The sequence below is a fragment of the Micromonospora andamanensis genome, assembly GCF_016863495.1.
In the GTDB taxonomy this organism is placed as follows: Bacteria; Actinomycetota; Actinomycetes; order Mycobacteriales; family Micromonosporaceae; genus Micromonospora; species Micromonospora andamanensis.
In genome coordinates, this window is the sequence record NZ_BOOZ01000039.1 from 25,142 (window position 1) to 50,389 (window position 25,248).

At 68.8% G+C, this 25,248-nt stretch carries 31 protein-coding genes and 1 pseudogene; 13 read left to right on the plus strand and 19 right to left on the minus strand.

Translation table 11 applies throughout. The features are described 5' to 3' along the window. Window position 1: 1 nt before the first annotated feature. Together Van01_RS25365 and Van01_RS25370 are read right to left on the minus strand one after the other, a co-directional pair. On the minus strand, window positions 2-1,315 hold the full coding sequence (locus Van01_RS25365) for a caspase family protein (protein WP_204012601.1): 1,314 nt from the start codon (window positions 1,313-1,315) through the stop codon (window positions 2-4). After that, window positions 1,293-1,685 (minus strand): effector-associated constant component EACC1, encoded by a 393-nt coding sequence (locus Van01_RS25370; protein ID WP_204012603.1) that lies wholly within the window; start codon window positions 1,683-1,685, stop codon window positions 1,293-1,295. Before Van01_RS25370 ends, Van01_RS25365 begins: the two co-directional genes overlap by 23 nt. A gap of 382 nt (window positions 1,686-2,067) precedes the next feature. On the opposite strand from Van01_RS25370, the gene Van01_RS25375 reads away from it, so the two are divergent. Continuing rightward, entirely contained in the window at window positions 2,068-2,208 is a 141-nt protein-coding gene (locus tag Van01_RS25375) for a hypothetical protein (protein ID WP_204012604.1), read from the plus strand. A gap of 8 nt (window positions 2,209-2,216) precedes the next feature. Here Van01_RS25375 and Van01_RS25380 read toward each other — a convergent pair whose 3' ends face one another. Beyond that, on the minus strand, window positions 2,217-2,558 hold the full coding sequence (locus Van01_RS25380) for a winged helix-turn-helix transcriptional regulator (RefSeq protein ID WP_204012605.1): 342 nt from the start codon (window positions 2,556-2,558) through the stop codon (window positions 2,217-2,219). Between the two features lie 25 nt (window positions 2,559-2,583). On the opposite strand from Van01_RS25380, the pseudogene Van01_RS25385 reads away from it, so the two are divergent. Next, a pseudogene (locus tag Van01_RS25385) lies at window positions 2,584-2,853 on the plus strand (YybH family protein); the annotation flags it as partial. Window positions 2,854-2,921: 68 nt separating this feature from the next. On the opposite strand, the gene Van01_RS25390 reads toward Van01_RS25385, so the two are convergent. Beyond that, window positions 2,922-3,929 carry a hypothetical protein gene (locus tag Van01_RS25390; RefSeq protein ID WP_204012606.1) on the minus strand — a complete coding sequence of 336 codons (1,008 nt, stop codon included), beginning with the start codon at window positions 3,927-3,929 and terminating at the stop codon, window positions 2,922-2,924. Window positions 3,930-4,045: 116 nt separating this feature from the next. Between Van01_RS25390 and Van01_RS25395 the strand changes: the two genes are divergently transcribed. Next, on the plus strand, window positions 4,046-4,711 hold the full coding sequence (locus Van01_RS25395; protein WP_204012607.1) for a helix-turn-helix domain-containing protein: 666 nt from the start codon (window positions 4,046-4,048) through the stop codon (window positions 4,709-4,711). On the opposite strand, the gene Van01_RS25400 is transcribed toward Van01_RS25395, so the two are convergent. The 5 genes from Van01_RS25400 to Van01_RS25420 form a co-directional block, all read right to left on the minus strand. After that, window positions 4,700-5,095 carry a VOC family protein gene (locus tag Van01_RS25400; protein WP_204012609.1) on the minus strand — a complete coding sequence of 132 codons (396 nt, stop codon included), beginning with the start codon at window positions 5,093-5,095 and terminating at the stop codon, window positions 4,700-4,702. The two genes, Van01_RS25395 and Van01_RS25400, sit on opposite strands and share 12 nt — an antisense overlap. A gap of 116 nt (window positions 5,096-5,211) precedes the next feature. Then, on the minus strand, window positions 5,212-5,580 hold the full coding sequence (locus tag Van01_RS25405) for a P-loop nucleotide/nucleoside kinase family protein (protein WP_239099290.1): 369 nt from the start codon (window positions 5,578-5,580) through the stop codon (window positions 5,212-5,214). A 145-nt stretch (window positions 5,581-5,725) separates the two neighbouring features. Continuing rightward, on the minus strand, window positions 5,726-6,346 hold the full coding sequence (locus Van01_RS25410) for a DUF5701 family protein (protein ID WP_204012612.1): 621 nt from the start codon (window positions 6,344-6,346) through the stop codon (window positions 5,726-5,728). Window positions 6,347-6,449: 103 nt separating this feature from the next. After that, a complete protein-coding gene (locus Van01_RS25415; protein WP_204012615.1) occupies window positions 6,450-7,229 on the minus strand; it encodes an ABC transporter permease in 780 nt (259 codons plus the stop codon). Next, window positions 7,226-8,173 carry an ATP-binding cassette domain-containing protein gene (locus Van01_RS25420; protein WP_204012618.1) on the minus strand — a complete coding sequence of 316 codons (948 nt, stop codon included), beginning with the start codon at window positions 8,171-8,173 and terminating at the stop codon, window positions 7,226-7,228. Before Van01_RS25420 ends, Van01_RS25415 begins: the two co-directional genes overlap by 4 nt. Window positions 8,174-8,249: 76 nt before the next feature. On the opposite strand from Van01_RS25420, the gene Van01_RS25425 reads away from it, so the two are divergent. After that, window positions 8,250-8,996 (plus strand): TetR/AcrR family transcriptional regulator C-terminal domain-containing protein, encoded by a 747-nt coding sequence (locus tag Van01_RS25425; protein ID WP_204012622.1) that lies wholly within the window; start codon window positions 8,250-8,252, stop codon window positions 8,994-8,996. A 90-nt stretch (window positions 8,997-9,086) separates the two neighbouring features. Here the strand turns inward: Van01_RS25425 and Van01_RS25430 are convergent, their stop codons facing one another. Continuing rightward, window positions 9,087-10,592: an endo-1,4-beta-xylanase gene (locus tag Van01_RS25430; protein ID WP_204012625.1), complete on the minus strand. Its 1,506-nt coding sequence runs from the start codon at window positions 10,590-10,592 to the stop codon at window positions 9,087-9,089. A 217-nt stretch (window positions 10,593-10,809) separates the two neighbouring features. On the opposite strand from Van01_RS25430, the gene Van01_RS25435 reads away from it, so the two are divergent. Beyond that, complete coding sequence (locus tag Van01_RS25435) at window positions 10,810-11,343, plus strand: DUF6993 domain-containing protein (RefSeq protein ID WP_204012629.1); 534 nt, start codon at window positions 10,810-10,812, stop codon at window positions 11,341-11,343. A 92-nt stretch (window positions 11,344-11,435) separates the two neighbouring features. Then, window positions 11,436-11,792 carry a VOC family protein gene (locus Van01_RS25440; RefSeq protein ID WP_204012631.1) on the plus strand — a complete coding sequence of 119 codons (357 nt, stop codon included), beginning with the start codon at window positions 11,436-11,438 and terminating at the stop codon, window positions 11,790-11,792. A gap of 58 nt (window positions 11,793-11,850) precedes the next feature. Here Van01_RS25440 and Van01_RS25445 read toward each other — a convergent pair whose 3' ends face one another. From Van01_RS25445 to Van01_RS25455, 3 genes are all read right to left on the minus strand, one after another. Continuing rightward, a complete protein-coding gene (locus Van01_RS25445; RefSeq protein WP_204012640.1) occupies window positions 11,851-12,093 on the minus strand; it encodes an RBBP9/YdeN family alpha/beta hydrolase in 243 nt (80 codons plus the stop codon). 105 nt (window positions 12,094-12,198) lie between these two features. Further along, window positions 12,199-12,792: a riboflavin biosynthesis intermediates N-glycosidase gene (gene ybiA, locus Van01_RS25450; RefSeq protein WP_204012642.1), complete on the minus strand. Its 594-nt coding sequence runs from the start codon at window positions 12,790-12,792 to the stop codon at window positions 12,199-12,201. Next, window positions 12,779-13,165, minus strand: a complete 387-nt coding sequence (locus Van01_RS25455) for a nitroreductase family deazaflavin-dependent oxidoreductase (RefSeq protein ID WP_204012644.1) — start codon at window positions 13,163-13,165, stop codon at window positions 12,779-12,781. Before Van01_RS25455 ends, ybiA begins: the two co-directional genes overlap by 14 nt. Window positions 13,166-13,517: 352 nt before the next feature. On the opposite strand from Van01_RS25455, the gene Van01_RS25460 reads away from it, so the two are divergent. From Van01_RS25460 to lepB, 4 genes are all read left to right on the plus strand, one after another. Then, window positions 13,518-14,015, plus strand: coding sequence for a sigma-70 family RNA polymerase sigma factor (locus Van01_RS25460; protein WP_204012646.1), 498 nt, complete (start codon window positions 13,518-13,520; stop codon window positions 14,013-14,015). An 11-nt stretch (window positions 14,016-14,026) separates the two neighbouring features. Further along, window positions 14,027-15,013, plus strand: a complete 987-nt coding sequence (locus tag Van01_RS25465) for a hypothetical protein (protein ID WP_204012648.1) — start codon at window positions 14,027-14,029, stop codon at window positions 15,011-15,013. A gap of 77 nt (window positions 15,014-15,090) precedes the next feature. Next, window positions 15,091-15,822, plus strand: a complete 732-nt coding sequence (locus Van01_RS25470) for a histidine phosphatase family protein (protein WP_239099291.1) — start codon at window positions 15,091-15,093, stop codon at window positions 15,820-15,822. A 208-nt stretch (window positions 15,823-16,030) separates the two neighbouring features. After that, the gene (lepB, locus tag Van01_RS25475; protein ID WP_204012651.1) at window positions 16,031-16,552 is read left to right on the plus strand and encodes a signal peptidase I; all 522 of its coding nucleotides are present in this window, start codon (window positions 16,031-16,033) and stop codon (window positions 16,550-16,552) included. A gap of 77 nt (window positions 16,553-16,629) precedes the next feature. Here lepB and Van01_RS25480 read toward each other — a convergent pair whose 3' ends face one another. The 4 genes from Van01_RS25480 to Van01_RS25495 form a co-directional block, all read right to left on the minus strand. Continuing rightward, entirely contained in the window at window positions 16,630-17,139 is a 510-nt protein-coding gene (locus Van01_RS25480; protein WP_239099292.1) for a VanZ family protein, read from the minus strand. A 191-nt stretch (window positions 17,140-17,330) separates the two neighbouring features. Continuing rightward, window positions 17,331-18,236: an alpha/beta fold hydrolase gene (locus Van01_RS25485; RefSeq protein ID WP_204012656.1), complete on the minus strand. Its 906-nt coding sequence runs from the start codon at window positions 18,234-18,236 to the stop codon at window positions 17,331-17,333. Continuing rightward, window positions 18,229-18,696 (minus strand): hypothetical protein, encoded by a 468-nt coding sequence (locus Van01_RS25490; protein WP_204012659.1) that lies wholly within the window; start codon window positions 18,694-18,696, stop codon window positions 18,229-18,231. Before Van01_RS25490 ends, Van01_RS25485 begins: the two co-directional genes overlap by 8 nt. Window positions 18,697-19,232: 536 nt before the next feature. Next, the gene (locus tag Van01_RS25495; RefSeq protein ID WP_204012661.1) at window positions 19,233-19,538 is read right to left on the minus strand and encodes a DUF7002 family protein; all 306 of its coding nucleotides are present in this window, start codon (window positions 19,536-19,538) and stop codon (window positions 19,233-19,235) included. 393 nt (window positions 19,539-19,931) lie between these two features. Between Van01_RS25495 and Van01_RS25500 the strand changes: the two genes are divergently transcribed. Next, window positions 19,932-20,411: a barstar family protein gene (locus Van01_RS25500; protein WP_204012663.1), complete on the plus strand. Its 480-nt coding sequence runs from the start codon at window positions 19,932-19,934 to the stop codon at window positions 20,409-20,411. Between the two features lie 101 nt (window positions 20,412-20,512). Here Van01_RS25500 and Van01_RS25505 read toward each other — a convergent pair whose 3' ends face one another. Both Van01_RS25505 and Van01_RS33240 read right to left on the minus strand, forming a co-directional pair. After that, window positions 20,513-21,946 carry a class I adenylate-forming enzyme family protein gene (locus tag Van01_RS25505; protein WP_204012665.1) on the minus strand — a complete coding sequence of 478 codons (1,434 nt, stop codon included), beginning with the start codon at window positions 21,944-21,946 and terminating at the stop codon, window positions 20,513-20,515. Continuing rightward, entirely contained in the window at window positions 21,936-22,115 is a 180-nt protein-coding gene (locus tag Van01_RS33240; RefSeq protein WP_239099293.1) for an NAD(P)-binding protein, read from the minus strand. Before Van01_RS33240 ends, Van01_RS25505 begins: the two co-directional genes overlap by 11 nt. A 63-nt stretch (window positions 22,116-22,178) precedes the next feature. Here Van01_RS33240 and Van01_RS25515 point away from each other — a divergent pair, with 63 nt between their 5' ends. Next, the gene (locus tag Van01_RS25515; RefSeq protein ID WP_204012667.1) at window positions 22,179-23,675 is read left to right on the plus strand and encodes an aromatic amino acid ammonia-lyase; all 1,497 of its coding nucleotides are present in this window, start codon (window positions 22,179-22,181) and stop codon (window positions 23,673-23,675) included. A 10-nt stretch (window positions 23,676-23,685) separates the two neighbouring features. Further along, window positions 23,686-25,248 carry an NAD(P)-binding domain-containing protein gene (locus tag Van01_RS25520; protein ID WP_239099294.1) on the plus strand — a complete coding sequence of 521 codons (1,563 nt, stop codon included), beginning with the start codon at window positions 23,686-23,688 and terminating at the stop codon, window positions 25,246-25,248.

The following is a 25,248-nucleotide window of genomic DNA, read 5'->3' on the forward strand; positions in this document are numbered from 1 at the left end:
GTCAGCTGTCGCCGGTCAACACGGCGAGGTCCCGCTCGGCCCAGGTCACGGTCGGCACGTCACCGTCCAGGCGACGGCAGGCGTGGATCAACTCGCGCAGCAACGCGACCGCCTCCGCCCGCGCGCCGAGGCACGCCAGGTTGCGGGCGAGCAAGTGCTGCGTACGCAGGGTGTCGGGGTGGGTCGGGCCGAGCACCCGACGGCGGTCCGGTAGCAGGATGCGCAGCATCGCGGCGGCCTCGGTGCGAGACCCGGCTTCGCCCAGATTCACCGCGAGGAACTGGCGGGTGCGCATCGTCTCCTCGTGGTCGCTGCCGTAGGCGCCGGACTGCTCCTCCAGCAACTCGCGCAGCAGGTGTGCGGCCTCGCGCGGGTTGCCGGTCGCGCCGACCGCATGGGCGGCCAGCCGACGGGTGCGTTGCGTGTCTGGTTCGTCGGGGCCGAGAATGCGCGCCTGCTCGGCGGCCACGGCTTGGAGATCCGCCAGCGCCGCCGGCCACCGCCCGGCCGCGGCCAGAGCCGCGGCCTCGTCGAACCGCCGGGACATCGCCGTGGCGGCCACTGTCGCGAAGGCACGGTTGCGCGAGAGCACCAGGCTCCCGGCGGTACGGGAGATGCGGCTCAGCGGGATGGGCAGGCTCTGCCGACTCAACCGCTCCCGCAGGCCACGGTAGAGGTCTCCGACAGTGATGAACTCGGACTCGCCGTTGATGCCCTCGTTGAGCACACTGAGCAGTCGCCCGGTGAAGGCGGTGTGCTCCTCGCCCGGCAGGAACAGCGCGACATTGTTCGCCTGCGCCGAGGTCAACAGGCAACAGCCCTCGATTTCGAGCTGACCCAGTAGTGCCTTGGTCGGCGCGGCGAGTTCGTCGCCGAACGCCCGTCCGGAGAAGCAGCAGTCCAGGATGATGACCTTCGCCTGGGCTGGGCTGTCCAGCACGATCCTGCGAAGAGTCTCGTACTTCAGGGACGCGAAATCCGGTTCGTCGGGATCGGTCTCGTACATCGCCAGATACAGCTCGTGCCGGGGCCCGGCCTTGATGCCATGGCCGGCGAAGTACACGAGCAGCAGATCCTTGGCCTGCTCGGCCGATGCCCGCAGCTGCCGGCCGAGGGTGGGCAGGCTCGTCTCGTCCAGCAGCACGGCACACCGCGACCTCGGCACGATGCCGAAGTCCGGGTCAGTGAGGACCGTTTCGAGGTCGGCGATGTTGCGCGTGACGTGCGGAATGGCGGGCAGCCGGTCGGCGTCGTGGTAGCGGGACGAGCCGAGCAGCACGACCGACGAACGGTCAGGATCCGGCGGGCTGGTCACCGTGCTCCCCGGCGGTCAGCTCCCGCAGCATCCGCTCGATGGCGTCGGTACGGGTGTTTCGGGCGTCCAACACGATGGTCCGGCCCCCGCCGCGCTGATGGCGGATCTCGATGCGTACCGCCCGGTTGCGGGCCCGGGAGAGCCAGACGCCGAGCGCGCCGGCCAGCACGGTGATCGCCCCTCCGGAGCCGACCGCGATCGTCAACGCCTCGACCAGTCCACCCAGCTCGCCCTGGCGTGGCGTGCGTTTGTTGAAGGAGACCAGTGGCCGCAGATCGGGCTCTGTCACGAGCCAGTCGTGCAGATCCTCGTAAAGGGGCTCGACCTCTCCGTCCGGCGTGTTCTCGTCGGCAGAAAGGGTGAGGTACATAGCACTCCAGATTCTCCACCATCAGTGCGTCGAATGCGCATCGTGCCAGGGGCGACAGCGTTGGATCACCGTACCCGCCGCATGGTGAGGCCGGCCACCGCGCTTTATCACCGGCCGATGGTGATGGTCCCGGCGGTGCTGAGGTCGGTGTCTCACACTGTTGCCTGAGCTGCAACAACGCGGCGGCCGGTTACCTCGGCTCCCGGTCACGGTCGGGTTGCCGACAAAGCTGATCCCATAACGATTCGATGCCGTCGATATTCGTGAGTCCGCACCGCATCCGCCGAATGGTCTGACCCTAACGATGCTCGTGCCGACGATGTTCATCGCATGGACTGGGGCCTACAGCGAACCAGCCGGCACGTTCGCGAGCGAGTCCGTGGTGACGAGTGTCGGTACCACGGCGCTCGCGAAGGTCCGGGAGGACGTCGCCCGGGCCGTGCAGTCCGCCCTCGACGTGGACATCGTCGTGCAGCACGTCGGCTACCGGGCGGCACTGGAAGTGGCGGATCAGGCGGACTGACTCCAGCGTCATCGTGTCCTGGGCGGCTGCTCCGCCAACTCGACGTCGGCGTGCTGCGCTGAGGCTTCGCGGAGCAGCGCGTCACCGGTCCGGTGAAGCTCGATCAGTAACGGTCTGAGGGTCTGACCGGCGGCGGTGAGCCGGTAGGCGGTGCGAGACGGAAAGCCCTTCTGGCGGCGGCACTCGATCAGATCGTCAATTGCCAGCCTGGCCAGTCTCTCGCTCAGGACCTTCGCGCTCAGCGCGGGCAACGCGGCCCGCAACTGGCCGAACGATCGGGGTCCATGCATCAGTTCCCGCAGGAGGAGCGTCGTCCATCGACCGCCGACAGCGGCGAGCGCAACCTCCACGGGGCAGGTTGACGTGGGATGTCGCTTCGTCGCCGCGCCGGGCCAAGCTGTCACCGGCGCGGCGAGGGTGGCTGCCAACCAACGGTTCCTCGACCTCGGCCTGCCCATCGACATTCGTCCCCGGCACGTCTACCTGGCCGACGACATCGCCCTGTTGATCGTCGACTGGACGATCGACGGCCAGGGTGCCGACGGGCAGCAGGTGCATCTGGCAGGCACCGCTACCGACGTGGCGCGCCGCGGACCCGACGGCTACTGGCGGTACGTCATCGACAATCCGTTCGGCACCGAGAGGTTGTATGCCCGAACGCTCGGTCGTTGCCGAAGGCAGTGCGCCGTTTCGGACGCCAGCATTCAAACAGGTCACTGCATGGCGGTGGCTGGTGGGTGGTCGAACGAGACCGGGCAGCGGAAGATGTACAGGGCGTAGCCACGGCCGATGCAGACATCGGTGGGGTTGGACGGAGCCTGCGCCGGTTCCTCCAGCGGGCGCCAACTGCCGCCCGACCCGTGCCACTCGCTGGAGTCGGCGGTGAACAACAGCGTCATCGCGGTGCCACACTCCGGGCAGTCCACCGGATGCGGGTCGGTCAGCGACCAGTTCGCGAAGCCGCCCACCTTCCAGCCCGGCGCAAGTGACAGGTCGAACTGATAGTTGACCCCGTCCTCGTCGTCGCATTCCCCCTCGGACTCCTCCTCCCAGGCAGTGATCTGGGCGTCGAGTTCCTCGGGAAGCAGTCCGCCGTACTGGTACTCGCGAATCTGCTCCGGGTACACGACGCAGGGGGTCGGCAGATAGGAGTCGTTGACGACGGGTGGTTCGCCAGCCGCGACCACGGGCCGGCTGACGTCGGCGCTGCGCCGCCAGTACAGCCGTACCCGCGGGTTGTAGCCCTCCTCGGGGTGGTCCAGCGGGCACCACAGCACCTGCAGCAGGTCGGTGCCGTCCGGGCCGGCGAAGTCGGGAACGTCCCGGCGGTACAGCTGCGCCACCGCAACCAGCGGGATCGGCTGGTTCACCAGGCTGTGCGGCTCGGAGAAGTCGAGGTCCGGCACCTGTGCCCGTTCCTCGTCGGTCAGGTCGTAGCGGGTGCCCGCCGCGTCGGCACGGGCCTGCGCCGCCGCGTAGATCTCCCGGCTGCGGCGGACCGTCGACGGCGTCTGGAGCCGGAAAATGTAGTGGGCATCCCCATCGGTGCACACCGGCCACGCCTCGTCGGCCGGCCAGAGCAGCGGGCCACCGACCGAACTGTCGGCGGTCGTCGGCGTACCCGGCCGGGGATGCAGCCGCGTGGCCGTCGCCGCGTGCTCCCGCAACGCGGGGAAGAGCTCCGTGATGTCCAGCGGCCGCGGCGGCGTGGTACGGGTCATGGCCGACGATCCTAACGATCGGATACGACCGTTCATGTGGTCCGCCGAGCCCGCGACACGCTGCTGGGGGCGAGGTCCTCGTGCGTTTGTCGTGCCCGGGTGGGAGGGTTGCTGGCGTGTACGAGGAACTGTCGTCACCACTGCCGTACGTCGTGGCGTGGCAGAGCGTCACGCCGCCGGGTGCCGGGCCGAAGCGCATCGTGCCGGACGGCTGTCTCGACATCATCTGGCGGGATGGCACGGTCTTCGTCGCTGGGCCGGACACGACCGCCCAGGTCGAGCCTGCTGTGCCGGGCAGCCGGTACGCCGCGCTGCGGTTCGGTGCGGGCACCGGGCCCGGTGTGTTGGGGGTGCCCGCCGACGAGTTTGTCGATCGGCGTGTGCCACTGGACGCGGTGTGGCCACCGGCCGACGTGCGGGCCATCGCCGAGGCCGACGATCCTGTCGCCGCGCTGACCTTCGCCGCGAACCGACGCTGGCAAGGGGCCGACCGGGTGATGGTTGCGCTGGCCGGTGCCGCCCAGGCCGGATCGTCCGTCGGGTCGGTCGCCGAGCGGTGCGGTCTGAGCTCCCGACAGTTGCAGCGGCGCTGCACCACCGCGTTCGGTTACGGGCCGAAGACGCTGCAGCGGATCCTGCGGTTGCAGCGGGCCCTTGGGTTGGCCCGGTCCGGACGGTCGTTCGCGTCGGTGGCGGCCGATGCGGGCTACGCCGACCAGTCCCACCTGGCACGTGACGTGCGGGCGATGACCGGAGTGCCGCTGAGCGCGCTACTGCGGTGACTGCGCCCAGGCGAAGAGGTCCACGACGTTGCCGTCCGGATCGCGTACCTGTGCGTAACGCTGCCCCCATGGTGCGTCCCAGGGCGCGTTCACCGAAGAGTGTCCGGCGGCCACCAGCTCGGCATGGCATCGGTCCACCTCTACTGCATCGGAGCAGAGGAAGGCCCAGCCGCCGGAGGGCGGCCCCGGCTGGTAGTCCGGATCGAAGGACCGCAACGAGGCGTGTGTGTCCCACATGAGGCGGATACCGCCCGCGACAGTCGTCTCGACGTGCGGCTCCTGCTCGGCGCCGGCGGGGAACTCCAGGCCCAGCCGTCGATAGAAGGAGAGGGACGCTGCCATGTCGGCCACCGCAAGGCCGATCGCGTTGAAGGTGGGTGCCATGACTCCGACCATACGAGCGTGCGACCGAGGACGTCTTGAACGAATCGGACACCGGCCAGCCGCCCGGGAGGTTGTGCCACCGGCGGTCGGGCGGTGATCCATTCCGGGATCAGGCGTCAGGAGACGGACGGTGGCCAGCGGTGGGAGCGCCATTCGTGCCATGTCGTGAATCCGTGCGGTGGCTCATCGACGGGTTCGCTGCCGTCGACTTCGCCTGGCGTGGGGATGTCGATGGTGGCAGCCCATTCGGCGAGTTCGTCGTCGGACATGGGCCACGTGGTGTGTGGTGCGTCGGCTTGGCGCCTGTCGCGTCGGCTGCGTTGCTCGGCTGCGGTGAGTGCGAAGTAGCGCAGTTGCACCGTCGCGTCGAGGTCTGCTGCTGCCTGCCGCAGGGCGGAGCGCTCGTCCCGGCTCCAGAGACCGAAGTCGATCACCACGTTGGTGCCGAGTTCGAGGGCGCGTAGCCCGATCTTCCCGGTGCACATGCCGTTGTCGTCGCGGCGGCGGGGTTTATCCTGGGTGGCGGCGGGTCCGGGAAGTGACTTCTCCGAAGCGCCGGCTGGGGGATGAGAGCCGGTCACGCTGGAGCCAGTTGCGTTCCCCGTTGTCCTCCCGGGCCCGCCGCCGTGATCAATCGACAGGACCGCGGTGGCGCGCGGAGGCGAAACCGAGCCAGGTGTGCCGGTTGTTGGCCCAGCACCACCCGATCTTCGGCGCTCGGCGTCGGGCGGTGCCGTCGCGTCCGGTTCCGCCGCTGATCCAGATGGCAGGGGTTCGGGCGTCGAGGGTTTTGCCCTTGGGTTTGCGGGAGCCGATGGTCATGAAGCAGTGATTGGGTTCGAGGATCTTCGGTTCCTGGAGCAGCCAGCTGATCCCCTCGTGCACGGTGAGCGGTGTTCGTCCGCGTTCGAGGATGGCAGGTAGCGCCTCGTCGGGACTCCAGTTGCGCATGTCGTCGCCGCGGTCGGGTTCGCGGACGAGATAGAGCGGGCGGTCGGGCAGGGCGACGCCGTCAATGGGTACGAACTGCTCGAGGTCGACCATGTCGTCGACGACGAAGCCGGGTTTGTCGTGACGGCGCAGCAGCGGTGCCAGTTGACGCGCGGTGGCCAGCTCGGGGTGCACGGCCAGCACGCTCTGCGGCTCGTCTGGCAGCGCGGCGACGCAGGCGGCGAGTTCTGTCGGACTGCTGCCTGTGACGTCGGCGAGTCCGGCGTCGAGCAGGCGCTGCAGTTGGTCGGTCAAGCTCATCTGCTCTCCTGGTGGGTAGTGGTACACGGACCATTCGGGGAAACCGCTCGAGCGGCGCGGACCGTGGTGCGTACGGGTGCCGCAGGTGGCGGTCCGGCCGGGTTCAGTGGCGCAGCCTGCGGTACGCGCGTGCCGACAGCGGCACGAAGACGGCGGTCAGCAGGAGCGGCCAGCCGACCGCCAGCCACACCGCCCCGTCGACAAGCGGCCCCTCGGTGACGCCTGTCGGGTTGCCGAACAGCTGACGGGCGGCGGACGCGGTCGCGGACAGCGGGTTCCAGGCCGCGAGGGCGCCGAGCCAGCCGGGCATCGTCTCGGCGGAGACGATCGCGGTGGACAGGAAGCCGATCGGCCAGACCAGCACCTGCACCGCCACCGTGGCACCCTCGCCGCGGAAGGTCAGCCCCAGGAAGATGCCGATCCACAGGACAGCGAACCGCAGTAGGAGCAGGAGCAGCACGGCAAGGGCCGCCGATGCCGGATCCCCCGAGATCCGCCAACCGATGAGCAGGCCACCGAGGATCAGGACCAGCAGTTCGACAGCCGAGTTGGCCATGTCGGCGCCGACGCGGCCCAGCGCCACCGACGCACTGCCGATCGGCATCGAGCGGAACCGGTCGGTGATGCCCTTGCGGGCGTCGTTGGCCATGGCGGTGGCGGTGGTCTCCACCCCGAACATCATGCTCAGTGCCAGCATGCCGGGCAGCAGGAAGGTGATGTAGTCGCCGCCGCCCGGGACGCTTATCGCGCCGCCGAACAGGAACCCGAAGACCAGCAGCAGCATGATCGAGAAGAGCAGGCCGAAGATGGGTGCCCACGGCTGGCGTACCCAGTGGGCCAGATCCCGCTGGGTGATGACCCAGCCGGCGCGCAGGGTGGTCATCGCGCGACCTCCTTGTCGGTCAGGGTCAGGAACACCTCGTCGAGGGTGGGGCGGCGCAGCATCAGGTCCTCCGGGGTGACGCCGAGTTCGTCCAGGGCGCGGACGATCTCGGCGATCGCGACCACGCCGGTGCCGACTTCGAAGGTGATGGTGCGGGTGTCGGTGTCGATCGCGGGCGGTGCCCCGACGGCCACCGACATCCGCTGCGCGATGGACGCCAGGGGCTCGCGCAGCGGCACCGTGACACTCACCCGGTCCCCGCCGACCTGGCGTTTGAGGGCGTCCGGCGGGCCACTGGCGATGATCCTGCCGTGGTTCATGACGGAGATCCGGTCAGCCAACTGGTCGGCCTCATCGAGGTACTGCGTGGTCAGCAGGACCGTGGTGCCGCGGCCGGAGATCTCGCGCACGGCGGTCCATACCTCGTTGCGGGCGCGGGGATCGAGGCCGGTGGTCGGTTCGTCGAGGAACAGCACCGCCGGGGTCAGGATCAGTCCGGCGGCGATGTCGAGCCGGCGGCGCATCCCGCCGCTGTAGGTCGAGACCGCCCGGTCGGCGGCGTCCGTCAGGTCGAAGGTGTCGAGCAACTGGTCGGCGCGCACCCGGGCGTCGGCGGAGTTCAGGCCGTAGAGTCGGCCGAACATCACCAGGTTCTGCCGGCCGCCGAGGATCTCGTCGACGGCGGCGTGCTGCCCGACCAGTCCGATGCGGCGTCGGACCTGGCGGGCCTGGGTGCGCACGTCGAACCCGGCGACGCTGGCGCTGCCGCCGTCCAGGTCGATAAGGGTGGCCAGCGCCATGACCGCTGTGGTCTTGCCGGCGCCGTTGGGACCGAGCAGCCCGTGGATGACACCCGCGGGCACGCTCAGGTCGAAGCCGTCCAGCGCGGGCACGTCGCCGTACCTCTTGCGTAGTCCGTCGGCCGTCAGGGTGTGGTTCGTCAACGCCGGCTCCTAACTCCGTATGCCTTACGGAAATGGTGCGTGGTACACCGTACACCTCACGGGGTAATCTCCGCACATGGAAAGTCAGGACATCGACCGCACGCTCGGGCTGCTGTGGCGGCGCACCCTCGGCACGCCGCAGGGCTCACGGGGACCGAAGCAGCGGGCCACCATCGACGAGGTGGTCCGGGCCGCGATCGCGGTGGCGGACGAGGAGGGCCTGCCGGCCTTCTCGATGCGCAAGGTCGCCGATCGGCTCGGGCTGAAGCTGATGTCCATCTACACCTACGTCCCCGGCCGCTCCGAGCTGATCGGCCTGATGGTGGACGAGGTGGCGGGTGAGCAGAAACTCCCGCCGCACGAGGGCCCGTTGCGGCAGCGGATGACCCGGGTCGCCGAGCAGTTGTGGGACGAGTTCCACAGGCATCCCTGGCTGCTTCAGGTGGAGAACAGCCGGCCGTGGATCGGTCCGAACGTCTCCGACAGGTACGAGTGGCAGCTCGCGGCCATCGAAGGTGCCGGTTTCACCGATCTCCAGATGGACCAGGTGGTCACGCTGCTGAGCGGGTTCACCGCCGGGATGGCACGGGCATCGGTGGACGCACGGCGTACGGCGGAGCGGTCCGGCATCTCCGACGCCGAATGGTGGGAGATCAACGCGCCGGTTCTCGAGCGGGTGATGCCGGCCGACGCCTACCCGATCTCCGGCCGGGTCGGGCGGGTGGCCGGCGAGGAGTACAACGCGATCGACGATCCGGAGCGCACGTTCCGGTTCGGGCTCGACCGTCTCCTGGACGGGCTGGAGCAGTTCGTCAACGGCTGACGGGCCAGGTGCCGTCGATCCGGTTGGAGTGCGATCACCGCGCCTGGCCTGTCCTGGACGGGGGGCATGCCCCCCGTCCAGGAGCTGTGTTCAGGAGGCGGTGCACACCGGGGTCAGGCCGGTGGCGGTACCGACGCCCTGGAAACCGAACTCGGTGTACTGGCCAGCATTCACCGAGCCGTTGTAGCTGACGTTGCTGAACCGCACGGTGCCGCTGGTGCCGGTGCGATTGGCATTCCAGGTGTTGGTCACCGAAGCCCCGGAGGGCAGGGTGAGCTGGACGCTCCATCCGCTGATCGGCGCACTGCCGGCGGTGACCCTGACGGTGGCGACGAAGCCGCCGGTCCAGGAGTCTAGCGAGACGGTCGCCGAGCACCCGGTGGTCGGGTTGGGCGGCGTGGTCGGCGGCGGCGGAGTGGTCGGATCGACAGGTGGCGTGGTCGGCGGGACGGTCGGCGTCACCGGCGGCGTGGTCGGCGGCGCTGTGGGGTTGCGGCCCTTGTTCAGCTCGTCGAGGACCGCGTGGTAGGCGGCCTTCTTCTGGTAGCTGCCGTTGCCGCCGGTGAACAGCAGGCCCCGTTCCGAGGAGCGCCACGACTCGCTGTCGGAAATGCCCCAGACGGTGATGCCGGTGCACTGCGCGACGTTCAGGCAGGCCCGGACGACCTTGCGGTAGTTCTCCGCCTGGCCCGTGCCGATGTCGTTGTTGCTCAGGTCGTCGTCGATGTCCAGCTCGGTGATGTGCACCTCGACGCCGAGGTCGGCGAAGCGCTGGATGTTGGCCTGGAGGTCGTTTGTGATGATGCTGTTGGGGTTGTCGTTGAAGTGCGCCTGGAACCCGACGCAGTCGATGTACTGCCGATAGTTGCGGACGATGTCGTACAGCGCGTCGGCCTTGCGGTTCGGGGTACCGCCCTGGACCGTCAGGCCGTCGACGTCGTAGTCGTTGATGCAGAGCTTGGTGGTCAGCCCGCCGGCCTGCACGACCTGCTTGGCCCGGATGAACGAGTCCCGGATGACGTCGGTGTCGCCGGCGTCGAAGAAGTCACCGTCGCCGTTGGCGTCCCGGTTCATGGTGTGCGGCCACTGGTTACGACGCCGACCGGTGTTGTTGTCCTCAAGCGCCTCGTTGACGACGTCCCAGTACGCGATCCTGCTGCCCCAGCGGTTGATGGCGTTGCCGATGAAGGTGTTTAGCGTCGCCTGGCTGGCACCCTGCAACGCGCCGGCCTGCGAGTGCCAGACCAACGTGTGGCCACGGACCAGCATGTTGTTGCTCTGGGCGTGGTTGACCAGGGTGTCCGCACCGCTGGTGTTCTGCAGCCCGCCGCTGGAGGTGGCGATCCGGTCCGGCTTCATGTCGTTCTCAGGCGTCAGTTGGCTGAACTCCTGACCGACGATCGGGTAGAGCCGGTTGGGTGAGGCGGCGACGCCGAAGAACAGCCCGGCCTTGGCGGCTGCGGCCCGCAGCGTGGTCTCGGCCGCGGCGGCCGGCGCGCTGGACTGGACCACCACGGCGCTGCCGATCAGCAACAACACCGCCGTGGGCAACGCTATTCGAGCAGCCTTTTTACGCTGCCTCAGGTCGCTGGTCACCGGACCTCCTTGATGCTTGACCTCAGCAATCGACGCACATGCATGCCCCGAAGGGTCAGTGTCGATACCGGCCAGCCGCACTGTCAACAACTTCCGGAAACGTTCCGGAAACACCGGTACGGCTTCGCAGGCTCGCACCCGTGGGGCGAAGGGACAACGAGCAGATCGTGGTGCCTCGTACGATCAGATCCTCGAAAGGGAGACCACGGGGGCGTCGATGCGGGTCGGAAAGATCAGTAGCGGGTCGGCTGCTGCTGCACTCACCCTGCTCGCGTTCGGCTGCGCGGCCCCGGGCACCCGGGCCGGCGGCCCGGAGGCGACACCGACAAGTGGGCAGCCGTCGCCCTCAGTGGTGGCGGTGCCGACCGGGCCGCAGGCGGACGCACCGCCGAACCATGGCGACAACAACAGTTGGAAGCAGCGACGCGAGCTTTCCGAAGCGGACGAGCGCACCGGGAAGAAACTCGCCGTGCGGATTCGGCCCAAGCTTGAGGCCCTTCGCGCGGCAGGGGACTTCGCGCCGGCGTCCACCCGGCGAGCACTGCTTGACCTGGGCATCAAGGCAGACGCGATCGAGGTCACCGCCATGCGAACTCCGACCGGCCAGGAGACGACCCCACCGGGTGCGGTGTACGCGGTGCACTTCGCGCAGGTGGGCTGTGTGATCGGGGACGTGCGGCCGGAACGAGTGATGGTCGAGGTGACCGCATCTGCTGCCGAGTTCGGGTGCCTGGAGCCGTTCTCGCATTGAGACCCTCCGCCCACCAGGTGCGGCGACGGACGAGCCGGACCGTACGCCCCTGTTCTCGCCTGATCGTGGACGTGTCCTGACAGGATCGGCGCATGGCGTACGTCTGGTCCGGTGTGACGATCGACTGCCTTGACCCCGAGCGGGTAGCGCGATTCTGGAGCGCCCTGCTCGGGCGCGAGCCCGGCCCGTCGCAGGAGGGCTGGGTCTACCTGGGCGAGCGAGGTGATCCGCAGCCACGGCTGGTGTTCCAGCCAGTGTCCGAGCCGCCGACGGGCAAGGTGCGGATTCACCTCGACGTCTGCGTTGACGACATCGACGAGGCCATGACGACTGTCATCAGTCTCGGTGGCCGGTCCACAGGTGAGCGGCACGACTACGAGGGCGGCGTGGTCGTGGTCATGGCCGACCCGGAGGGCCACGAGTTCTGCCTGGTCGAGTACCACGGCTGACGGCGACGCGTGCACGCGTTCTCATCCGCCATGGCGTCCGGGCCACGCCCGTCGAGGGTCAGCGTTGTTCCGGCGGTACGGAACGGGTCAAGGATCGGACCAGGCGTTGACCGTCGGACCACGCGCCGAACCCGGTCTTGGAGTCCAGGTGCCCGACCGCGCCCGCGTCGTACAGTTCCGAGCCCCAGTCTCGCGCGTACGCTTCGAACTGCTCGAATGTCGCATGGGGATCGTTGCGGCTGGCGACCAGGATCGAGCGGAGCGGCAGTGGCTCGCGGGGCACGTTGGCCGATGAAGACATCGACGGTCCCGTGTGGGTCGGGAGTCCAGTCCGGATCCAGACACGTCAGTCGCCGATGCGAAGGCCGACGCCGCCACCCGATCACATCGACCTACGTCGTGGCGGCTACGGGTGTCGATGACCATCGATAAGGACGTCTTCGGCCGTCAGGACGTCGCGCACCTGCATGAGTGCGAACCCGAGCAGGTTGAGGCCTCGCCACCGAGCCGGATCGGCGGCGGCGGGGTCGTCCCGAGTCAGCCCGATGCCCCAGATCCGGTCCACCGGGCTGGCCTCGACGAGAACCCGCTGTCCGGTAGCGAGCAGAAACGCCTGCAGTTCGGCGTGCTGTTGAAACTTGGCCAGGTTGCCGGCTACGACGATGTCGAAGCGGTGCTCGTCCCAGGTCTGTTGATCGAAGCCGGTAACCCGCCCGCCGAGCGCCTTGGCCGCGTGGGGATGCGGCGCGGCGAGTATCCGCTCGGCCGTCGCCTCGTCACCGAACAGGGTGGCCTTGCGCCACATCATGTGGTGCTCGGCGGTCGCGAAGACGATCCCGTCGACGGTGAAAGGCGACGGCCACCACTGACTGAGGCAGCCAGCGCCGACGCGGCCGTCGCACTGCGGCTGGTGCCCCCAGAAGAACAGCAGCCTGATCCGCTCTCCCCGCGCGCTCGCAGCGATCAGATCGTCAGCACGCCACACGTCAACGTCCGTCATCGGCGGCAGGGGCGTGCTCGTCGATCGGGAGGAGTTCGAAGACGGGGTGGCGATCAGCCTCGGCCACGAAGTCCTCGACAGGTGCGTCCTTGTCCGCGCTGAAGTACGGCCGGGTGGGCGTGGCGACGGCGACGTAGCGCTTGAGTACCGGTCCGGCCTCCGTCGCCGAGATCTCGCGGACGGCGTAACTGCGCCGGTCGCCGCGTCGGGCCAGGCTGACTCGTCCGGCGGCGCGGGCGTTGTGCACCCAGGACACCGCTCCGTAGGGTGCGACCAGCCATTGCCGCCCCTCGTGCTGGACCACAGTCGCCGGGTGGGTGAGCGGCCGGCCGGTCTTGCGGCCTGTGGTGGTCAGCATGTACGTGCTGGGCACCAGGCCCGCTCGGACGAACACACCGATGACGGCGTCGCCTACGCGTCGCCCCCGGCTAGCGCGGAACTGCCGGGCTCCACGAGGACTTCCTGGCCCTGGTTGGCTGGGCGTCGTGTCAGTCACCGCTATCCGCCTCTTATCGATATCCGGTTGGGTTCGGGAAACCCGTCAAGCCTGTTCGGTCCGGGCCAGCGGGTCAAGGCGAGTCAACCAACTCACCCGGGCGCTGTGCCTGCAAACCCGGCGGCACGTCCAGCGTGGCTGGTAGGGACACGTCGCCAGCATCGATGACTAGCTCCAATTTCAAGATCAACGGAAAACTTCCCGTTGGGGTAAATGGATCGGGGCGCTCGTGCGTAAACCCCGTGTGGAACGAGCACGGAAGGACTTCGCGGACTTCTATCAGCGCTTCCGAGACAACTGCCTGCGTGCCGTACTGGCTGGTACGGGCGATCGGGCGCTGGCCGAGGATCTGGTCGCTGAGGCGTTCGCGCGAGCCTGGGCCTCCTGGCCGAAGGTGAGCCAGCATCCGGCACCGGCAGCGTGGGTGGTGCGCACCGCCCTCAACATCCGGGTGTCCTGGTGGCGGCTACGCCGACGGGAGGTGGCCCTCGACGGCCACGAACGGGTGTCCCTCATCGAGGACGACCTCGACCCGAACGACGCCCTGCTGGCCGCCGTACGCCGGCTGCCGCAGCGGCAGCGCGAGGTGGTGGTGTTACGTATCTGGCTCGACCTGGACACCAGGTCCGTGGCTGCGGTGTTGGGCATCTCCGCCCAAACCGTAGCCGTCCATCTGTCCCGTGCCACCGCAACCCTGCGGGCGCAGCTCGCGCCCGCAGCCCGTTAGGAGACTCGATCATGAACGACGATGAGGTGTGGGACGCGGTGAAACAGACCCTTTCCGACGTACAGATGGATCGCCCGGTCGAGGCGATCGAGCAGCGCGGCCGAGCCCGGCGACGCAGGCGCCAGTCGCTCGGCCTGGCCGCCGGCGGTGGCGTCGCGGCCGTGGCCGCGCTCGCGCTGGCCCTGCCGATGTTCACGGGATCCGGCACGGCCCCGACCGGCCCGGACAATCAGGCCGGAGCCACTTTCCCGGCATCGGCCGGCAACACCAGGCTTGTGTCCCTGGCAGCCAACCTCACCGCGGACAACGCCTCACTGCCGGGTGACGCGTCACTGATCATTGAGAAGGTCGATGTCCGTCGGGGCACAGTCCCATCTCGGACCCGCTACCACCTGTACACCGACAGCGGCGAGTACTACTACACGGAGGCCAGGAACGAACTTCCACGGGTGATCGTTCGTGGCGAGAACCTCGGCAACGGCTTCCACACCCGTGGGGTGGCGGCGGCGCGGTACGCGGCAACCGGTGACCTCACCAAGGCCCGGGAGCAAATGATCAACTCCGTGTACGACGAGGGAAAGCCCCCTACCGGCGCCGACCAGGACCGAACGGAGATCCTTCGGCAGAAGGGGGTCGCAAGCCCGTCGCCGCTCACCGATGAGGACCGGGAGAACATCGCCGCCAACCACCTCTGGGTCACCAGTGTCGACGTGCTCTCCGCAGGGGGAGGCGACCCGAAGGTACGGGCCGGCGTGCTTCGCCTGATCTCCACCATCCCCGATGTCACAGTCGTGGATTCGACGACCGGCGGGCAGCCCACCCTCACCCTCACCGCGAGCGTGTTCGGAGACGACACCCGACACGTGCTGACCATCAACGCTCAGAACGGGGTACCCATCAGCTCCCTGATGGACGACCCGGAGACGGGGACCTCTTTTGCGGGGAGCTTCAAGGTCTCCCGCGTGACGGTGGCCGACATCAGCGCTGGCGAGTTCTGAGCATCAACCCTGCACCGTGCGCGCCGTCCGCACCAGTGGACGGCGCGCACGGACCGCGCCTGTGGACAACGCGTCGCTTGAGTGGCTGGAGTCAGGTCGGCGCGGCCCGAGTGGAAGAAACGTCCTCAGTCTCTGGTCCGGCTCTCGCTTGGAAGGGCGACCACTCGGTGAAGCACCGAGCCCTGTCCGTGATCTATCGTGCACATCGCGGCACAACGATCCGGAGAGGCGCGTCGATGGCTCGTACGCAGCTGTACCTCGTCCGCCACGGCGAACAGAATCCGGAGTCCGACCACGTCTCGAACGCAGGCCTGTCGCAGCTCGGTCGCGAGCAGGCAGACCGACTGGGCCGGCGGCTGCGTACGGTGCCTTTCTCGGCGATCCACCACAGCCCGTTGGCCCGGGCGGCCCAGACCGCCGACATCGTCGCCGGCCATCTCCCACAGGTGCCGAGACATGCCTGCCATTTCATGGCGGACCGAACGCCGGTGCCCTCCGCCGGACAACGTGGCCGATACCCGGATCGGTGGCTTTCCTGGCTCGACAACGTCCCCGACGACGAGCGTGACGAAGACGCGATCGCTCTGCGGCTCGCTGTCGAACATTTCGGTGTCACCGGCAGCGAGGACCGGCACGAACTTCTGATCACACACAACTTCGTGATCGGGTGGTTCGTCCGCCACATGCTCGACGCCCCGGTCTGGCGTTGGATTGGTCTCAACCAGGCGAACTGCGCAATCACCATCGTGCAGTGGGACTCTGCTCGGCCACCGGCCCTGGTCAGCTTCAACGACACCGGGCATCTGTAGACGGCGCGGCCTGCTGTGACCGACCGGGCCAGGCCCGACCTGCGCATCAGCACATCCGGACGTCAGCGGCCGGCACCGGTGCCGGTGCACCTTCAGCGACGCGCACGTGGTGTGGCACGACAGCGAATGGGATCTTGGGGTGGCAGTGCCAGGTAGCGTCGCGCCCGGCGGACCACACGGCGCCGCCTCATCTGGCAGCATCCGTCGGATGCGCAGACTGATGGTGCTCCTTCTCGTGATTGCTGTTGCCGGCTGCGGCGACGGTGACGCGACCCAGTCGGGAACCACCGAACAGTTCACCCAGGGCGGCGTCAGTATGGAGCCAACGGTCAAGGCCGGTCAGGTTGTCACCGCACGGCCAGTATCCGGCACATATGAGGCACGGCGCGGCGATGTCGTCCTGATCCGTTCTCCTGGCGGTCTCTGGGGTGACCGTGAGGCACCGCTACTCAAACGTGTCGTTGCGGTCGGCGGCGAAACCATCGCCTGCTGTGACACCTCGGGCAAGGTGACTGTCGACGGTGAGCCGCTGACCGAGCCGTACGTGGCTGAGGACGCGCCACTCGACGAGCCGCCGAACCCCGCCTACTGCGGGCCGCGCCGGTTCGCCCCGGTCACCGTGCCGGCCGACTCCGTCTTCCTCCTGGGCGACAGCCGCGCCCGGTCGAACGACTCCCGGTGTGCCGGGCCGGTGCCGGTGTCGTCGGTCTTCGCCGTGATTGTCGACTGACCGGCGCACATCTGACGCTCACCCGGCGCGTCGAGGGCGTACCGGGGCACGCCACCGACGCCGGGCGAGAGGGGTCATCACGACGGCGGTAAGGACAGCAGGCGATCGGGAACCGGCAGCCGACGTGCCGCGAGGACGGCCAGGCCCGCACCCGTTGCGTTCAACAGCACGTCGTCTATCGACGAGACGCGTCCGAGTGCCAGCGCGTACTGCAGGACTTCCACCGCGGTCGACATGCCTGCCGCCGCTACGACCACATGTGCGAACCGCACCTGCCACCCCATGCCCAGACCGAACCCAACCGCCGCAAACACCAGTAGATTGCCCACGATCTGGAAGAACGCGGTAAGCGGATGATCGGCGAGGATCTCCACAAGGTCGCGCAGCGGCACCAGCCGAACCTCTCGCGGTGCGTCGAGTGGGGTGAGTACCACTATCAGCCACGGCAGCGTCCAGACCGCCATGACCGCCGTGGCCAATGCCCGCCGGACCGCCAGCCCCGCCGGGACGCCGCGGTGCTGGTAAGAGGCCACGAGGTGGCGCGTGCCGACGAGGCTGGCCACGACGAGAGTCACCGCAGTCGCCACGACCGGAAGCCAACGCAGGTACCCGCCTGGGATCATCGTGGAGCATCGTAGTCCGGCGCTTGCTGACGGTGACCAGCCACGTCCCCGGGGTGGCCGGCACGCCGTCGCGAACAATCCCGCGATGCAGGCGACGACGCACCCGGCGAGGCAGGTCCGACCTACGCCAGGAGGCGGACTCCGGCGGGTCGCCCTCAGTCGTGAGGGCTGAGAAAGTCGGTGATGAGGGTAGCGAGCTCCTGTGGGCGTTCGGCGACCATCGCGTGGCTGGCGCCGGCGAGATGCCGCACCCGCAGAGACGGGTTGTCCACAGCGGCAAGCCGTTCAGCGGTGACCTTGCGATATGCCTCGTACAGGCTGTGGAACGGCTGTTGTTCAGGCAGGTCCTCGGTGGCGAGGACGAGCAGCAGCGGGCAGCGGGCGTCGCGGTAGGCGGGCATCAGGTCGAGGGAGTCCATGGCGTCCCGGAGCTGCCGGGTGAGGTCCGCGGTGGGCCGCAACCGGCTGCGGCCGTCCTCGCCGGGCACGAGGTTGCGTTCGAAGGCCGCCCCCCATTCGTCGGGTGCGGCGCCGTAGCGCTGGGCCATGGCCCGCTGCCCCGCAAGCATGGCGGCCACCTGTTCGGCGGTTAGCGGTTCGGCCAGCATCGCGGCCATCCCGTCGAAGACGGCCCGCAGCTTGGCCAGCTCGGTCTCGGCCTGCTCCGGATCCAGCCCGGCGAGCTGGTCCGGACGGTTCAGCGGCGGATTGCCGTCGAAGCTGACGGCACCGGGGCACTCCGGGTGACGCTGCGCCCAGAGGGTGGCGAGCATGCCGCCGAGGGAGACGCCGACCACCGCTGGGCAGGTGAGGCCGAGATGGTCCGTGACGGCGGCCAGGTCGGCCAGTACGTCGTCCCAGCGCCACGGGCCGTCTCCGGACCGGCCGTGACCGCGCAGGTCGACGGTGACCACCCGGTAGATCGGGCGCAGGTGCTCGGCGAGGGTGGTCATCTGGGCGAGGTTGCCGCCGGCGCCGTGGAGGAGCAGCAGCGGTTGTCCGGGTCCGCCGAAGTCGCGGATCGCGATGGGCACGGTCCGGTGGATGATGCTCTCAGGCACGTCGGGTTCCTTCCTTGAGCAGTCGGTCGCGTACGGAGGCGGAGCGCACGCCGCCTTCGGGGTGGCGGGCGAGCTTGTCACGGGAGACCAAGTCGTGGACGCCCTGGCGGGTGATGCCGAGCATGGCGCCGGCCACCGCATACGACACGGATTCGGCGCTCGGGTGGCCGACCCGTCGCGCGACGGCCTGGCCGAAAGGACTGCGCCACCAGTCGATGGGTGGGTCGAACGGTCCGTCCCCCGGATAGAGGGTGGAAATCGCGCGCATGACCACGCCCGCGGCGGCCCGGTCGTCGCCGCTGACGATCGTGGTGGCCCAGGATCGAGCCCGCTCCCGGATGACGGCGCGCAGCGGGTCGATGGCGTCGTGACCGTCGACCAGGATTTCGAGGGGGTCGAGCAGGCGGATGTCGATCAATCGGATGAGATGCTCGGTCAGTTCCTCGGGGCTTGACGCCATGCTGCCTCCTCCGCTACTTGACACCCATCGTCAAGCACTTGACGTCGAGTGTCAAGCACGATGAGCGCGCTGGGCGGTACGGTCGACCGATGCTCGGCGACAACGGCGCTACCGCTACCTGGACCGTAGGAAATCGCGACGGTGGCGCTGCGGCGGTACCGGTCACGCCAGCCCTGCTCCACAAGAAGGACGCGTCCACACCAACCACCTCGGGCCGAGGACGCCCCAGGACTTTGCCGGAGCCCTGGATACCGCCACGGCTTCTGGTCGGCGACGGACCGGTCGGGACGTCCAGGATCGGGCGCCCCAGTCGGCAGATCCGGTCGTCGCGGCACCGGGTGTAGCCGATTGCCGTCCTGCCTGGAGGCTCGCCCCATCGATCACCCACCGCCGCCTACCCGCACCGACCTCACGATCAGGTGGCGAAGGCTTGTTCAACAACTCGCCGGTGGCTGTTGCTGATCCGATCGCTCAAGGCGGGTGCGACTGCCGTCGGCGTACGCCAGCACCTCGACCGCGACGGGTGGAATGCATCGTCAACGGCGGTGAGAGACGGTCGCGAGGTACGCGGCCAGCGAGGAGTTCGGATCAATCTTCTCCACGATGAACTTCATCGGCTTCTGATCGCGGATCACGGCAGGCGGCAGGCCAGGCGCGCGGAGAACGGTGGACCGCTGGCGAGGGGCGCTCAGGAGTCGGTCACGCTCGACGGCGTCGAGGTTGAACAAATCGATCAGTTGCTGCGTGGACAGGAGGCCGTGTCGTTGCACCGATGGCCACGCGGTCGCCGACATCGTGTGGAAAACCCGCGGATGATGCCCAATCAGTTCCTCGGCGTCCATGACGGTCACCCTGCCGGACATTTGCGACCACCGGCAATCAGGAAATCGATCTCCTCCCACCACCTGGTTGACGGGTAGCCACCAGCGTTGGGGCTCCTCGACGCCACGCCTACGCCTGTCGGGAAACCGCGACGCCCATCCGGGGACGGGCATGCGCGACGGAAGCGGATGCGCGACGGATACAAGAACGGCGAACACGCCGCACGAACATCGCTGATGCCACTGGATGTGGGGTAATTCGAGGACTTAGTAGATGCTGTCCAGATTCGCCTGTTGGTCGAGGGCTACGACCACACGAGGCGCTTCATCGAGCAGTGGGCCCACGCCAACGGCGCATCGGCCGGGTGCCTGAGGTCGCGATAGCTGGGGAGGACGTCGCTTGAGGTGGACAGGATGACGGACGACGCATGGCACGGCTTGAGTGATCCGCTCGTGGTCTGCTCACGCGGCTCCGTGGTGGAGTTGGCGGCGGTGTTACCAACGTCCGGCAGGTTCGTGGTCGCCCGCCTTGACGGTACGAGGATGGCGGATGCCGGCCGTGTCTTCTACGACTTCTCGGACGCGTTGTTCTTCCCCAGCTACTTCGGCTGGAACTGGAACGCCCTGTCCGACTGCCTCCGAGATCTGCACTGGCTGCCGTCGGACGGCTACCTGGTGATCGTCGACAACGCGCCCCAGATGTTGTCGGACAGCATCCAGGACCGGCACACGCTCCTCCGTGTCCTCGCCCGGGCAGTTCGCCACTGGGCCAGCCCGCTCGGCCGACCGGAAGGGCAGGTCACCCCGTTCACGGTACTGCTGCTGGCCGACGGCGACGAAGAGGCGGTGCAACTACGGCAGGACATCACGCAGGCACTTTCCGGTGGGCGCTGAATTCCGAACCGTGACCAGCAGCAGGCTGCCGGGTACCGAACCGCGCGGTGGCGTGGACCGGATCGTCGGCCAGGCTGTCGGAGCCCGGGCTGGGGCCACGGTCACCTGATGGTCATGTGGGTGAGGGCGCGCTTGTCCGGTTTTCCACTCGCCGCCACTGGAACCCGATCGATCGACTGGATCGTCTGCGGCGCTGACGGCGCCCCCAGTGTCTCCGTCACCAGGGTTCGCAGCCGTGCGGCATCCGGTGTGTGACCAGCGGCCGGCACCACGTAGGCGTGCACCGCCTCCCCGGTGACGTCATCGGGGAGGCCGACGACGTAGGCCTCGGCAATCGTCGGGTCGGCGGCGAGGACTCGCTCGATCGGGCCGGCGTACACCAGGTTGGCGTGCACGATGATGACGTCCCGGACCCGGCCGAGCAGGTGCAGGTAGCCGTCGTCGTCCAGCCGGGCCAGGTCACGGGTACGGACCCAGCCGTCGACGAAGACGTCGGCCGTTTCGACTGGATCATTCCAGTAGGCGGCGGCCTGCGCCGGCGTCCGTACGAAGAGTTCCCCCTCGGTCGCGGGGCGACCGTCGGCGTCGCGGATGGACAGTTCGGTCACCGCGGGTGGCCGGCCGACCGAGGCGAGCGCGGTCGGTGCGGCCAGCATCTCGGCCGGCGTCACCATCGTTATCATGCCGGTTTCGGTCTGTCCGTAGCCGTGGTAGATCACGGGGCCGAGGACGTCGAGTGCCTCGGCGAGCCGGCCCGGTGCCAGCGGGGAGCCGGAGACCAGCAGCGCCCGCAGGCTGATCAGGTCGGTCGGCGCGGTGCGCTGGTCCTGGACGAGTTGGTGCAGTTTGCCGACGGTGATCACGCTTGCTGTCGCCCGGTGCCGGTTGATCATGCCGGGGAAGCCGGGGGAGTGGTCCGCGATCAGGGTGCCACCCGCGGTCAGGGCGAGGACGGCGTACTCCAGCATCACCTGGCTGCTCAACGAACCGAAGACGAGATAGCGCTGGAGGCGGGGGGCCAGGTCGGCGATCGCCGGGGGCCAGCGGTCCGGGTACGGCACCCAGGCCGCGCTCAGCGACGCGTACGTCTGTGCGCAGCCCTTCGGGCTGCCGGTGCTGCCGCTGGTCCAGGTGATCCGCGCGACATCGCCAGGGCGCCCGGCGGCGACAAGCGTGGTTCCGGGGTGAGCTGTGGTTGCCAGTTGGGCGACGTGGGCGTCGTCGACGAGCAGCGGGTTGTCGTCGAGTTGGTGGGCGAGGTGCGCCGGGGTCAGGTCGGGGCGGATCCCGGAGACCCGGGCGCCGACCGCGAAGGCCGCGATGATCGCCGCGAAGGCCTCGGCGGTGACACCGAGGCGTAGGGCGACCCCGACGCCGGGTCCGGCCCCGGCGGCGCGCATGCCGGCGGCGATCCGGCAGACCAGCTCGGACATCTGCGCCGCGGTGACCGTGCGGTCGCCGTCGCAGAAGACCGGCCGGTCGCCCCCGGTGGCGAGCAGGTCCAGGACGGGCTGTGGCCAGATCTCAGTCGACATCGGACAGCACATCCTTGATGAAGAGGACGAGTGGCTGGTGGTGTACGACGGGAAGATCCTGCTCCGGGCCGGCCTCCAACACCAGATGGTCACGGCCGTTGCGCTCCAGCAGGGCGGCGAGCTGGAGCCCAGCCGGTCCGGCTCCGATGATCGGGTAGTCGAGCGTCATGCGACGCAACGTAATGACCTGATCTCAAAGCGTTCTGAGATTCCGTCTCTAGGGTGCGTTCGCATGACGAGAGAGGTAGATCTCGCGGTCCCGCTGCGGATCGCCGACCTGACCGCCGCTCGCGACCCGGTCACGGTCCTGGTCGGACCGGAGGTCCGGGAACGGGTCGCGACCGCCCGCGCGTTCCTGTCCGACGTGCTCGGCGACGACCGCGCGGTGTACGGCGCCACCACCGGCTTCGGCGCCCTGGTGGGGTATCCGGGACGGGCCGAGCTGCGCGACCAGGCCGACAACACGCTCGCTCACCTCGGCGCGGGTCAGGGTCCGGACCTCGGACCGGAGGTGGTCCGCGCGACCATGCTGATCCGGGCCTGGTCGCTGGCCCGGGGTGCCTCGGGGGTGTCTCCGCACGTCATCGACGCCCTCACGGCGATGCTCGCGACCACGTTCGTCCCCGCGGTGCCCCGGCTGGGGTCGGTCGGGGCCAGCGGTGACCTGATCCCGCTCGGTGCGGCCGCCCAGGCCTTACGCGGCCGTGGGTACGCCTATCTCGACGGGGTACGGCTGCCCGCGGCCGAGGCGTTGGAGAAGGCGGGACTCGAACCGCTGCCACTGGACGGTCGGGATGCCCTGGCGCTTGTCAACGGCACGTCGCTGACCACCGCGGCGGCGGCGCTGGCGCTGGACTCGGTACGCGCATCGCACCGGGCCGTCCAGGTGCTCACCTGCCTGCTCGCCGATCTGCTCGGCAGCGACCCGCAGTTTCTCGACGTCCGGCTCCTGCGGGCGTACGGCCATCCGGGCGCGGTCGCCGTGGGCGCGTACATGCGCCGGGTCAGCGCCGGGCTGGTGCCGTCCGGCAAGCGCCCGCTCCAGGAGCCGTACAGCATCCGCTGTGCGCCGCAGCTGCTGGGCGCGGCCGAGGACGCCCTGCGCTACGTCGACTCCGTGGTCCGGTCCGACCTCGAAGGCGTCAGCGACAACCCGTTGTTCTTTCCGGACGAGGACCTCGTCGTGCACGGCGGCAACTTCTTCGGGCAGCCCGCCGCGTTCGCCGCGGACCTGCTGTCGATGGTCGTGGCGCAGGTCGGCAATCTCGCCGAACGTCAACTCGACCTGCTCGTGGATCCCAACCGCACCGGCGGCCTGCCACCGATGCTGGCCGCCGGACCGGGACAGCAGCACGGGCTGCAGGGCGTGCAACTGGCGTCGACCGCGCTGATCGCCGAGATCCGGCGCGACGCCGTACCGGCGAGCATGCAGAGCCTGCCGACGAACCTGCACAACCAGGATGTCATCCCGCTGGGCACCCAGGCCGCCCTGCGGGTGCTGGACCAGGCCCGGCTGCTGCACCTGCTCGTCGGGTCGCTCGCGGTGGGGCTGCGCCAGGCCGCGTACGTCGGTGCGCGTGCGCCGACCGCGCCGGGCTGCGCCGAGGTACTGGCCGCGGTGGCCGCAGCCGTACCGCCGGTCGACCCGGACCGGCCATTGGACGGTGACGTACGGCGCGCCGCCGATGTCATCGCGACTGTCGACGTTTTTCCGAACACTCTTTCGTGAGGTGGCCGCTGTGACGCTTGACTACCTGATCATCGGGGCCGGGCCGGCCGGCCTGCAACTCGCCGCGCTGCTGGAGGCCGACGGCAAGCGCGACTATCTGGTGCTGGAGGGCGCGGACATCCCGGGGGCGTTCTTCGCCCGCTATCCCCGCCACAGGCAACTGATCTCCATCAACAAGCCGCACACCGGCTCGGACGATCCTGAGGTGAACCTGCGGTTGGACTGGAACTCGCTGCTCAGCGACGATCCGGCGCTGCGGTTCACCGGATACACCGAGCGGTACTTCCCGGACGCCGAGGTGATGGTCCGCTACCTGGCGGACTTCGCCGCGAAGACGGGGGCGAAGGTCCGGTACAACTCCCGGGTGACGTCGGTCGGCAAGGTCGACGGGATCTTCGAGGTCCAGGCCGGGCAGACCTTCCGGGCGCGGCGGCTGATCGTCGCCACCGGTGTGTCCCGGCCGTACACCCCGCAGATCCCGGGCCTGGAACTCGCGGAACAGTACGCGGACATGTCTGTCGACCCGCGTGACTACCTCGACCAGAAGGTGCTGATCATCGGCAAGGGCAACTCCGCGTTCGAGACCGCCGACAACCTGATGGAGACCACCACGCTCATCCATCTCGCCGGACCGAGTTCGATCCGGATGGCCTGGCGGACCCATTACGTGGGGCATCTGCGCGCGGTCAACAACAACTTTCTGGACACCTACCAACTGAAGTCGGCGAACGCGATCCTGGACGGCGAGATCCGACGTATCGAGCGCGACGGCACCGGGTTCACTGTCACGTTCGCGTTCTCCCGCGCGGACGAGGTGACCAAGGAGCTCTGGTACGACCGGGTGCTCGCCTGCACCGGCTTCGCCTTCGACGCGTCGATCTTCGACGACAGCTGCCGTCCGGAACTCGCGATCAGGGACCGTTTCCCGGCCCAGACCCCGCAGTGGGAGTCGGTGAACGTGTCCGACCTGTACTTCGCCGGCACGATCTCCCAGGAACGCGACTTCAAACGCTCGACGAGTGGCTTCATCCACGGCTTCCGGTACGGGGTACGGGCCCTGCACAAGATCCTTGAGCGACGGTACTACGACACCCCGTGGCCGTCGGAGAAGCTGGACGCCACCGCGGAGTCGATCGCCGACGCCATCGTCGCCAGGGTCAACCGCACCTCCGCCCTGTGGCAGCAGTTCGGCTTCCTCGGCGACGTGGTCACCGTGGCCGGCCCGGACGTGCGCTACCACTACGAGGTACCTGTCGAGTACTTCGCCCAGACCGGCCTGCGCACCGCCGACCACGACTACCGGCACGCCTTTGTCGTGACCCTGGAGTACGGCCCCGAGCACGACCAGGTGGATCCCTTCGACGTCACGGTCAGCCGGGTGGCCCAGAACGTCGTCGGTCAGGCCCACGCCGCCGCCTACCTGCACCCGGTCGTCCGCTACCACCGGGCGGGGCAGGTCGTCGCCACCCACCACCTGGCGGAGAACCTGGAGAACCAGTGGGACCGGCCGGACGTCCACGTCGCGCCGCTTACCGCGTTCCTCGGCCGGTGCCTGAGCGGTGTCGAGGGCTGA